Source organism: Massilia sp. DJPM01, from assembly GCF_030348125.1.
Classification (GTDB): domain Bacteria; phylum Pseudomonadota; class Gammaproteobacteria; order Burkholderiales; family Burkholderiaceae_D; genus Telluria_A; species Telluria_A frigida.
The window spans coordinates 48,350-59,126 of record NZ_JAQOZV010000051.1; the positions used below are offsets into that span (position 1 = coordinate 48,350).

Genomic DNA, 10,777 nt, shown 5'->3' on the forward strand with positions numbered 1-10,777 from the left:
GCTTCGCCGCTTCAGCTGCCGCGTGTTTACCCCCTGCCGCATCTTGTTGTATCTTGTTGTATCCTGCATGTCCCCCCATTTTCCGCACCAACGTCCCCATGCCGCTTGCCACCTGGATTGCCTTCGTCATCGCCGCTTCGCTGATCGCCATGTCGCCCGGATCGGGCGCCGTGCTGTCGATGTCGCATGGCCTGGCCTACGGTTTCAAGAAAGCCAGCGCCACCGTGGCCGGCCTGCAATGCGGCTTGATGCTGGTGTTCGCCATCGCCGGCGCCGGGGTCGGTTCGCTGCTGCTGGCGTCGGAACTGGCGTTTAATATCGTCAAGACCATCGGCGCCCTGTACCTGATGTTCCTCGGCGTGCAGCAATGGCGCGCCCCGGTCGTGGCCGGCGCCAGCCGCGCCGGCACGCCCATGCTGGCCCATCCATCCTGGCAAAAGCGCTTGCTGACCGGCTTCCTGACCAATGCGACCAACCCGAAAGGCATCATCTTCATGGTCGCGGTGTTGCCGACGTTTATCTCGAACACCCTGCCGCTGTTGCCGCAGCTACTCATCCTGGGCGCCACCATGCTGACCATCGATACCATCGTCATGCACGGCTACGCCTTCCTGGCCTCGTCCATGCAGCACTATTTCCGCGATGCCGGCGCGGTGCGCAAGCAAAACCGCTTTTTCGGCGCGGTGCTGGTGTGCATCGGCGGCGCCCTGTTCTTCGTGAAGCGCGGCAACCACGCCTGAGTTGCTCAGCAGCCAACAGTAGCGCACAATGTGCAACTGTTTGTAACCCGTGTCGTCCGCGCGCGCGCTCGCGCGTTGCAGGTGGATGACGTCCCTCGTACGCCCCCGGAGCTTGTATGACTATCCCTTTCCGTAAAACCGTGATGCTGTTGGCGTTGTCCGCCCTGTCGGCGCTGGCGCTGGCCGATACGCCCGCGCGCGTGGGCCGCATTGCCCTGACCCAGGGACCGGTGCATGTCAGCTCCGAAGTGGGCGACGAAGCCACGGCCGCGCTGGTGAACTGGCCGGTGACCTCGCACAGCCAGATCAACACCGGGCGCGATGGCCGCACGGAAATCCGCATCGGCTCGACCTCGGTGCGGCTCGACAGCGACTCCTCGCTCGAAGTCATCGAGCTCGACGACGACAGCGTGCGCCTGCGCCTGCACTACGGCAGCGCCAGCATCCGCGTGCGCAACGCCGAGGTGCTGCGCGGCCTGGAAATCGGCACCCCGCAAGGCCAGGTGCGCATGCGCGACGTGGGCCGGATCCGTATCGATGCCGAACGCGTGCGCGACACCACCAATGTCTCGGTATTCGAGGGCGTGGCCCAGGTCGAGGGCGGCGGCTCCAGCCTGGCGGTCCGGGCCGGCAAGCGCGTCGACGTGCACGAAGACGACGTGCGCACCCTGCTGGCGGTACGCGACGGTTTCGACGAGTGGGCCTTGCAGCGCGACCAGCGCGACCAGCGCACCACGTCCGACCGCTACGTCACCAGCGAAATGACCGGCTACGAAGAACTCGACCAGTACGGCGTGTGGCGCGAGGACAGCGACTACGGCCCCCTGTGGACCCCGCGCCGGGTGGCGGCCGACTGGGTGCCCTACCGCGACGGCCGCTGGACTTACCTGGCGCCGTGGGGCTGGACCTGGGTCGACAACGCCCCGTGGGGCTACGCGCCTTCGCATTACGGGCGCTGGGTGATGGTCAAACAGCGCTGGTCGTGGGCGCCGGGGCGCAATATCGGGCGTCCGGTGTGGGCCCCGGCGCTGGTGGGCTGGGTCGGCGGGAATAACTGGAATCTCAGTTTCAACGACCACGGCACGCACCGCGCCGCGCCCGCGCAGGGCTGGTATCCGCTCAATCCGGGCGAAAACTACGTGCCCGGCTACCATCTGCCGCCGGAACACCTGCGCCACCACAACCGCCACGCCCGCCCCGATTACCGTCCGGGCCGGCGTGATGGCTTGACGGTGGTCGGCCTGAACCTGTTCGGCGGACGCGAACAGATCGTGGTGCCGCGCGCGCCGCGCTTCGTACTCACGCCACAGGCCACCCAGAACGCGCCGTTCGCCGCACCGCCGCGTCCGCAGGGCAACTGGTCCAACCGTTTCGACCGCGATGGCGATGGCCGTCCCGACCGCAACGGGCCGGGCCGCGTCATCACGCTGCCGCCGAACGGTGCCCAGCCGGTGCAGCCGTTCAGCCGCCGCGATGGCCGTCCGTCCGACAACGAGCGCCTGCTGCGCGCCCCGCCGCAAGTGCCGCGTCCGGTGATGACCGACCCGGCGCCGCAGGTGCTCACGACCGGCGAGCCGCAGCGCAGCCTGGCCGAGCGCGACCGGCGCCAGCGCGAAGCCGACATCGAGCGGCGCGAGCGCGACATGGCCAACGAGCGCCGCCAGCGCGATGCCGAGGCGGAAGGCCGCCGCAACGCCGAGGGCCAGCAGCGCCAGCGCGAAGCCGAGCAGGTCAATCGCCAGCGCGAGGCCGAGATGGAACGCCTGCGCAGCGCCCAAGGCCAGCACCAGCAAGCGATCGAGAACGAGCGGCGCCAGCGCGAAGTCGAAGCGCAACTGCAGGCGCAACGCGAGGCCAGCAATCGCCAGCAGGCCGAGCGCCAGCAGCGCGACGCCAACCTGCGCCTGCAGGTCGAACGGGTGCAGCGCGACGCCGACAATGCGCGCCGCCAGCAGGCCGAACGCCAGCAGCACGATGCCGAGAATGCACGGCGCCAGCAAGCCGAACGCCAGCAGCAGGCTGAACGCCAGGCGCGCGACGCCGACAACGAGCGCCGCCAGCAGGCCGAGCGCCAGCAGCGCGAGGCGGCAGCGGCAGCCGCGGCACGCCAGGCTCAGCAGCAACAGCAGCAACAGCAGCAGCAACAATCGCAGGCGCAGCAAGCGCAGCAATTGCAGCAAATGCAGCAGCAGCAACAGAAGCAAGCCGAGCAGGCCGAAAAGCGCGAACGCGCGCGCGATGAACGCCAGGACCGCCAGGACCGCCGCAACAAGGAGCAGCAGGATATTCGCTGAGCCGCCTGCCCCCGTACCAGTCTCACCTGTTCCCCCCAAGGGAATAGTTCAAGGCCAGCCGAGTGCTGGCCTTTTTTTGGCTACAATGTCATATATGCGGTATTCCCATGCGGGGAATACGGCTGTGTTGTCATTTTTTGAACTGGATAGTGTATGGACCCGACTGAATCCCTTATCGAATACCCGAGCGACTTCCCGATCAAGGTGATGGGCGCCACCCACGAGGACTTCGCCGCGACCATCGTCGACGTGGTGCTCGAATTCGACCCGACCTTTCACATCGGCCGCCTGGAAGTGCGCCCTTCGCCGAAAGGCAATTTCACCGGCCTGACGGTGACGGTGCGCGCCATCAGCCGCGCCCAGCTCGACGATCTGTACCGCGCGCTGCACGGCCATCCGATGGTCAAGATCGTGATGTAATCATCCCGGCGTGCCCGGCGCCTGGCGCTGCATGCCCCAGCGCCGCACCGTCAGGCGTTCGACGGTCTGGAACACCAGGCCTTCGACCAGCAAGCCGATGGCGATCACCGCCGCCAGCCCGGCAAACACCTTGTCGGTGAACGGTTCGTTGCGGCTCTGGAAGATGTACCAGCCCAGTCCGCCCTTGCCCGAGGTGGTTCCAAATACCAGTTCGGGCGCGATCAGGGTGCGCCACGCGAACGCCCGGCCGATTTTCAGGCCCGACAAAATGGCCGGCAACGCCGCCGGAATCATCACCTGGAACACCAGCCGCGCCCCGTTCAGGTCGACATTGCGTCCCGCCATGCGCCGGGTTCGATGCCAGCGCGGCGGCGTACGCGGGGCCGAACGCGGCCTTGTTCAACAGCTTCATGGTGGTTTCCTTTGTCGGCGTGGCTCAGAACGGCGCATTGCCTTCGATGGTGGTGCGGTACAGCATGCGGCGCTGGTGGTCGGGGCAACCGGCGGCCAGGTGCATGACCGAGCGGTTATCCCAGAACAGCATGTCGTGCGCCTGCCACTGGTGGCGGTAAATGACGTCGTGCCGGGTGCTGTGGGCAAACAAATCATCCAGCAGGGCCCGGCTTTCGCTGGCGGGCAAGCCGATCACGCGGGTGGTGAAATGCTCGCTGACGAACAGGGCGCGGCGCCCGCTTTCCGGATGGGTGCGCACGATCGGATGCACGGCCGGCCGCACTTCATCGATCTGGGCACGGGTCAGGTCGGGGCGCCACGGATTGCGTTTTTGCAGTTCGGCATACTTGGCCAGGTAACTGTGTTCGGCGCTGCGCCCTTCGATGGCGCGCCGCAGGTAGCCGGGCAACTGGTCCCAGGCCAGGTGCTGGTTGGCAAACAGGGTGTCGCCTCCATTGAGCGGCAACTCCTGCGCGTGCAGCATCGAGCCCAGGCTGGGCACGGCCTTGTACGACAGGTCCGAATGCCAGAAATGGCCGGCGTCGCCCAGGCCGAGCGGCTGGCCGTTTTCCTTGATGTTGGAAATGATCAGCACTTCCGGCTGGGCCGGCAGCTGGAACTGGCGCAGCACATGGATTTGCAGCGGGCCGAAGCGGCGGCTGAAGGCCACCTGCTGGGCCGGCGTGATGTGCTGGCCGCGAAACACCAGCACGTGGTGGTCGAGGTGGGCGCGGTGGATCAGGGCGAAGTCTTCCCGGCTCAGCGGGACGGACAGGTCGAGTCCGGTGATGGCCGCGCCCAGCGCAGCGTCGAACGGCTGTATGTCGAAACGGGTGTCGAGGACGGCGGCCATGGCGGTGAGCGGGTGATGATCGAGCACCCAGCTTATCGGCGCCCGTTTGGCGGAGCAACGAAGCATTTCAACTATGCTAATGCGGCTGGTGGCCGGCCATGTTGTGTTCATTTCAACGATGCTCATGCGGCCGCTGGCCAGCAGCCGGGTGAGCACTCGCTTATAATGGCGGGGCCTCCTTAGCCTCCAACCGACAATCCCATGCTCTCCATCCGCCCCGCGCAGGCGATTATCCGCGACCTCGGCCGTGCCGACTACGAGCCGGTGTTTGCCGCCATGCGTGCCTTTACCGACGCGCGCGACCCCGACACCACCGACGAACTGTGGATCGTCGAGCATCCGCCCGTGTTCACGCTGGGGCTGGGCGCCGACCGCGCCCACCTGCTGGCCGGCGCCGGCACCCCGGCCCATGGCGTGCCCGTGGTGCAGACCGACCGCGGCGGCGAAGTCACTTACCACGGCCCCGGCCAGGTGGTGATCTACCTGCTGATGGACTTGCGCCGCAACAAGCCGGGCGGCAAGTTATACGCCCGCCAATTCGTCGAAAAAATCGAGCAGGCGATCATCGATGTGCTGGGGGCGTATAATCTGGCTGGTGAGCGCATCGCCGGCGCGCCCGGCATTTATATCGCCGGCGGGCCGCGCAAAGGCGCCAAGATCGCCGCGCTCGGCCTCAAAGTGCGCGGCAATGGCTGCACCTACCATGGCGTGTCGCTCAATGTAGCGATGGACCTGGCGCCGTTTTCCTGGATCAACCCGTGCGGCTATGCGGGCCTGGAAACGGTGGACATGCGCAGCATGGGCGCCGAGGCCGCGCTGGCCGACGTCCAGCAAGCCCTGGCGCGCGAACTGGTGCGGCAGCTCGGATCGGGCGGCGCACCGCACAACGAATCGCATAACAACGCATCGAACAACACCACAGAGCCCCACGGGCAAGCAGCCAAATGACTTCTGATTCCGATACCAGCATCGCCCCAGTCTACAACGCCAGCGACAAGCAAAAAGGCGCCAGCAAGACCTCGCGCATTCCGATCAAGATCGTGCCGATCGGGCAAGTCGAGCGCCTGAAAAAACCGGACTGGATCCGCGTCAAGGCCGCTTCGGCCTCGTCGCGCTTCTACGAGATCAAGGACATCCTGCGCGCCAACAACCTGGTCACCGTGTGCGAAGAAGCGAGCTGCCCGAACATCGGCGAATGCTTCGGCAAGGGCACGGCCACCTTCATGATCATGGGCGACAAGTGCACGCGCCGCTGCCCGTTCTGCGACGTCGGCCACGGCCGTCCCGACCCGCTCGACGTGAACGAGCCGCACAACCTGTCCAAGACCATCGCCGAATTGCGCCTCTCGTACGTGGTGATCACCTCGGTCGACCGCGACGACCTGCGCGACGGCGGCGCCGGCCACTTTGTCGAGTGCATCAAGCAAACGCGCGCGCTGTCGCCGAAAACCCGCATCGAAGTGCTGGTGCCCGACTTCCGCGGCCGCCTGGCCAAGGCGCTGGCGATTTTCGCCGACGGCTTGCCGGACGTGATGAACCACAACCTCGAAACCGTGCCGCGCCTGTACAAGGAAGCCCGTCCCGGTTCCGACTACACCCACTCGCTGGAATTGCTGCGCGACTTCAAGGCGCTGTATCCGAACGCGGTCACCAAGTCCGGCATCATGGTCGGCCTGGGCGAAACCGACGAGGAAATCCTGCAAGTGATGCGCGACCTGCGCAGCCACAACGTCGACATGCTGACCATCGGCCAGTACCTGGCGCCATCGGGCGACCACTTGCCGGTGCGCCGCTATGTGCACCCGGACGTGTTCAAGATGTTCGAGGAAGAAGCCTACAAGATGGGCTTCGTGCACGCGGCGGTTGGCGCGATGGTGCGCAGCTCGTACCATGCGGACGAGCAGGCCCATAACGCGGGTGTGGCTGTGAACAATTAGAAGATAATGAGACTGACCAGTAGATAATGCGACAGTTCAGAAGTTATTGAGACAATTTGAGGGTGGCGGACTGGCTTGGATCGGAAAACACCGTTTGTAAGCAATGACTTGCCTTCTGTCTCTGCATTTCCTCAGGACGGGAAATTTTGGCGAATAGATTGGTTTGGCGAGCTGGCCTTTCCGAACCGAGCTATTCGACGTACCCAGCCCTCACTGCTCCTATACTTGTCGAGGGTACTCGATCACAATTTCGACGACGATCCGTCCATATTGCTATCGCGCGACTCAACCGCACCTGCCCGATTTCAGCGCAAGGTTTGGGTTTCGGTTGGGACGTTGCCAATGCTTCGCATCGGAGACATCTGGCGCGACGGAAAGTTGGCGGCTGCCCCTGATTATCAGCTCGAACAATTTCCAAATCTGCGAATCGACGATGCCACAGTTCATCTGGTCAAGGCTGGTCTGAACTTGGATGATAGGGGCTTTCTGGTTCCGCTGTCCGAACATCCTTGGCATCTGCAGTGCACACATTCGTATTGTGTGATGGTCGAGCTGGATGACGGCCATCGCATTATCATTCCTTGTATCGAGCTGATCCGATTCTATTTTGGATCGTCAAGCAACCTAATCACCAAACTGTTTCTGCCGCCGCTGCAACGCAAGTCTCTGTACGGTCACGCAAGGTTTGACAATGCAACCCGGTGTCTTGTCCTTCATTTGGCCGAGAAAATCTCTGGTGCATCGGCCGCCGACATTGGACGCCTGCACTTGGATCCGGCGGCATGGCGGGCTGCGTTGCATATAGGCACGTCAGCCCTAAAAGCATCGCTCGCCAATCAGCAGGTTTATCCGCAGGCCCTTTTTCCCTTTGAGGGCGACACCACCCTAATCGCGGCCGGAAAGTGGCTGAGCCTCGGCGATCAGGCTAACGCGACATTTCTCATTTACAGCCTGCGCTCTTGCTCCCATCCGTTTCCATTTCGTGCCTTGAGCTATAAGATGCATGCTGCTCAACCTGGTTCGCGTGGTCCGGGTCAGTCCGGTCTACAAGAATCATCAGAACCGCAACGTCGTTCTGCGCCGGACTCAGCTGACCAGTCTATTGTTGAGCAGGATGCGTCGAACCGTCTCGCAGTGAAAACAAAACCTGTTCGTCTTGAGCCCCGCTTTCCGGATTTGAAAAAGAAGGCGGTGTGGAAAGAAAAAGCGCTAATAGGCGCTGAAGCTGTTAGAAGTGCACAAGGAAGAGCTGGAGAGAGTGTTGACAGAGCATCCGTTGGCGAGACAGGATCCGAGCAGCGAATCCGCGCCGTGGATCTTGCCGTAGTGTTGGGGGATCCAGAAAAAAGTCGGCGCCCACCTATTTTCTTGCGCGATGCCGTTGACGAACTCGCGCAGCTGAGCGGTTTCCACATTGAATTGCTCACAGATAGCGACGACGATGGCTGGACCGTGCCAATTACGGCGTTGTCGAATGACGACGGCGAAATTGACCTCCGGCTATTCGTCGAAGGCGCGGTGGGCATGCTTCGACTGCGTCGCGCTTCAGTTTTTGCCGTGAAAAAAAAGCAAGAACATATCAGCATGGTAGTCATCGTCCTGCAGCAGGGAGGCCGACTCCAGTATGGACAGCAATTCGCCCCAAATACGTCGCCGGTCGCTGTCATTCACGGGGGATCCTGGCTCCAGCCCTCGTAAAAGTTCACGAACGGAATTGACCGGGTTCATTGCCCGCACACGAAATGCGTCCAAAGAATACTCGTGCACCTGGTTAAACCAAACTTCCGCAAACAGTAGTTGACGGGGCGCTAGGTTGAGCTCGGCGTCTATCTTCGGGTCGAATCGCATGTGCTTGGTTGCCTTGCGTCGTAAAGGAGAGTATTATACGACCTTGGTTACTGTATAAGTAACGACCGATCAAAGGGGTTTGGGCTTATCTGGTCTGGGTTCGTCCCGCAATATTCTCCTCCCCATCTATAAAAACGGCCCGCAGATGCGGGCCGTTTTTGTTGGTGCGCCCAGCATGGGCGCACTCCTGTGGGTGAAAGTCCCGCCGTGAGCTGACCACAGCGAGCGAAGTGAAGCGCAACTGCGGAAGAGTAATTGACCGTGGAAAGGAAGCGTGAATCGTAAATCATGAGCCGAGGTACACGAACTGCATAGAAGGCGCTGTCGATCAGGGCGAGCGGGCCAATATCCGCGAAGCTCTTGTGGTCAAGGAGAGGCGGCGTAGATGCGGCGGTTGTGTGATGAAGGAGTGCGGCCCTTACCTGGGGACGCCCTGCCTCACGTCTGAAAGAACGGCGGCGCTGCCGTAGCAGGGTCTCAGCAGAGGTCATAGTAGTTGGTGGTAGCGCCGGCAAGGCTCGACTCCGCCGATGAAGGACCAAACGAGTAGGAGTGTTGTCCGGCATGTCGATACAACAGGCAATGCGTCAGATGCCCGCGTCAGCGGGGCGGGAGGCCAGCGGTCAGGGTGAAGCCTGGGCTGCAACTTCCAGCGACGAAGCTTGCTGTCCGCGGCATGTGCCAGGAGACGCGGGATCGGTGCGGACCCGCATGCCGGGTGGTGTGGCAGGGGACCGGCCAGTTATACTGGCCGCCCCTATGCCGATGGTGCGCACAGCATGGGCATACCCTTGAAGGCGTAAGTCCCTCCCGCAAGCTGACCAGATACGCTAGAACAATCAGCCCGTCCGTCACCACGGCATCCGCGTAGTTTGTTGATCTTTGATCATAGGAAACGGTTCCTCCAGTTTTCAAAGTTTGCAACGATTCGCCTATACCACTCTGGACTTCCTGGAAAGTCTTTCGTCAAAACGCTATATCGCACACATCCTTGCTGCCACGCAGCGTGAAGCCGGGGCTCCAAGTCAGCCATCAGCCAAGCTGTCAGTAGAAGCAAATGGTGGCGCTCGGCAAGCGGTCGCATTTCGAAGGAAACGTACCCCTGTGTAAGGGAAATATCCCGAGCGCCGATTTGCTCCAAAACGAAGCCCCGCAGCCCAACATGCTTATAGCGCGCAGTCATTAGTCTGTGTCTGCATAGCTGGTGCAGCACGGCATATCGATCAAATGTCCATCCTTCGGCCGCATTGCCGTCGATGCAATTGCCGGCCGCCAATAGGACTCCGAATGAAGATCCGTCATAGGAAATCGGCTCGGCGGCCGGCGCTGTGCGCAAGTCGAAATCGCAGCGATGGCAGAACGAAATCGGTACTTCGTCCAATGGATCAAGTCGGTTGAAGTCGATCCGATGAGCAGCGACCGCTGCTTCACAACTCGGACAACGATCCAGGAGCATGGTCTTGTGGATGCTACAAACGGTGCTTAGTGCAACGCGCCATCGCTTCCTGAAGTAAGGCACATCGCCCTCTGCCAAGCACGTGGGGCAGTACTGGAGACCGAATCCCAAGCGTTTTCGATGGTACATCTTCAGGAGCAATATCCAATGAAGTGGACCTGCCGGCCTGAATTTGCGGTAGAGCACGCTTTCATAGGTTCGCAACGTCGTGCCTGCAACAACCAAATAGGGAGTGCCAGTCCGAATGCTTAGCTCAGTCAATAGCCACGGTGGAGCCAACCGATCGATATCGCGATTCCAGACTTGCAGATGTTCGCCAAAAATTGCATTGCAAAACGTCTGAACCTTGAGGCCATGGCCGCGAGCCAGCCGGACAAGCCAGCATGAAAGCAATTCGTCGGGCAAGGGCTTATACCGGATGGGCCAAAGCTGGGTGGCCGGCCACCTCCCGGACCTCAGTGGCGTTTAAAGTGCTGTTTGCGTTTTGACGGAGGGACCCATGATAGGCTACCAATTTGCGCCAACGTGATTCGTTCTACCTTGCTGCGAATCGCATCAACTGCAAGTTCCTTCACCAAATCGCACATATCGCCGAGCGTGCCCTCGCTGCGCGTATGGATCGCCAGCATAGTTGCTGGATCTTTCAGGTTCGACGACGACCTTAGCGGCATGCGCAATTCAAGCGTCGCGAGCAGCGCTCCAAATTCGTTATTCGGCTGCCATAGTGGAAGTTCTTCCGGCGTGAAGCGACTGGACATTTGAGGATCCGTATTAAC

The 10,777-nt window shown here is 62.0% G+C and carries 8 protein-coding genes and 2 pseudogenes; 6 read left to right on the forward strand and 4 right to left on the reverse strand.

Annotated features, from left to right (window positions below):
* The first annotated feature begins 98 nt into the window (after positions 1-98).
* The 3 genes from PO883_RS26230 (at position 99) to PO883_RS26240 (ending at position 3,454) form a co-directional block, all read left to right on the forward strand.
* On the forward strand, positions 99-740 hold the full coding sequence (locus tag PO883_RS26230) for a LysE family transporter (RefSeq protein WP_289312372.1): 642 nt from the start codon (positions 99-101) through the stop codon (positions 738-740).
* 116 nt (positions 741-856) lie between these two features.
* Positions 857-3,034, forward strand: coding sequence for a DUF6600 domain-containing protein (locus PO883_RS26235; protein ID WP_289312373.1), 2,178 nt, complete (start codon positions 857-859; stop codon positions 3,032-3,034).
* A gap of 153 nt (positions 3,035-3,187) precedes the next feature.
* The gene (locus PO883_RS26240) at positions 3,188-3,454 is read left to right on the forward strand and encodes a DUF493 family protein (protein ID WP_289312374.1); all 267 of its coding nucleotides are present in this window, start codon (positions 3,188-3,190) and stop codon (positions 3,452-3,454) included.
* Here PO883_RS26240 and PO883_RS26245 read toward each other — a convergent pair.
* Both PO883_RS26245 and PO883_RS26250 read right to left on the reverse strand, forming a co-directional pair.
* A pseudogene (locus PO883_RS26245) lies at positions 3,455-3,808 on the reverse strand (ABC transporter permease); the annotation flags it as partial.
* An 82-nt stretch (positions 3,809-3,890) separates the two neighbouring features.
* The gene (locus tag PO883_RS26250; RefSeq protein ID WP_289312380.1) at positions 3,891-4,760 is read right to left on the reverse strand and encodes a TauD/TfdA family dioxygenase; all 870 of its coding nucleotides are present in this window, start codon (positions 4,758-4,760) and stop codon (positions 3,891-3,893) included.
* 201 nt (positions 4,761-4,961) lie between these two features.
* Here PO883_RS26250 and lipB point away from each other — a divergent pair, with 201 nt between their 5' ends.
* From lipB to PO883_RS26265, 3 genes are all read left to right on the forward strand, one after another.
* Positions 4,962-5,708: a lipoyl(octanoyl) transferase LipB gene (gene lipB, locus PO883_RS26255; protein WP_289312375.1), complete on the forward strand. Its 747-nt coding sequence runs from the start codon at positions 4,962-4,964 to the stop codon at positions 5,706-5,708.
* The gene (gene lipA, locus PO883_RS26260) at positions 5,705-6,697 is read left to right on the forward strand and encodes a lipoyl synthase (RefSeq protein ID WP_289312376.1); all 993 of its coding nucleotides are present in this window, start codon (positions 5,705-5,707) and stop codon (positions 6,695-6,697) included. Before lipB ends, lipA begins: the two co-directional genes overlap by 4 nt.
* Before the next feature lie 342 nt (positions 6,698-7,039).
* Positions 7,040-8,395 (forward strand): hypothetical protein, encoded by a 1,356-nt coding sequence (locus tag PO883_RS26265; RefSeq protein ID WP_289312377.1) that lies wholly within the window; start codon positions 7,040-7,042, stop codon positions 8,393-8,395.
* 1,036 nt (positions 8,396-9,431) lie between these two features.
* Here PO883_RS26265 and PO883_RS35215 read toward each other — a convergent pair.
* Both PO883_RS35215 and PO883_RS26270 read right to left on the reverse strand, forming a co-directional pair.
* A complete protein-coding gene (locus PO883_RS35215) occupies positions 9,432-10,460 on the reverse strand; it encodes a TniQ family protein (RefSeq protein WP_373890106.1) in 1,029 nt (342 codons plus the stop codon).
* A pseudogene (locus tag PO883_RS26270) lies at positions 10,457-10,777 on the reverse strand (transposase); the annotation flags it as partial. The pseudogene PO883_RS26270 and the gene PO883_RS35215, both read right to left, overlap by 4 nt.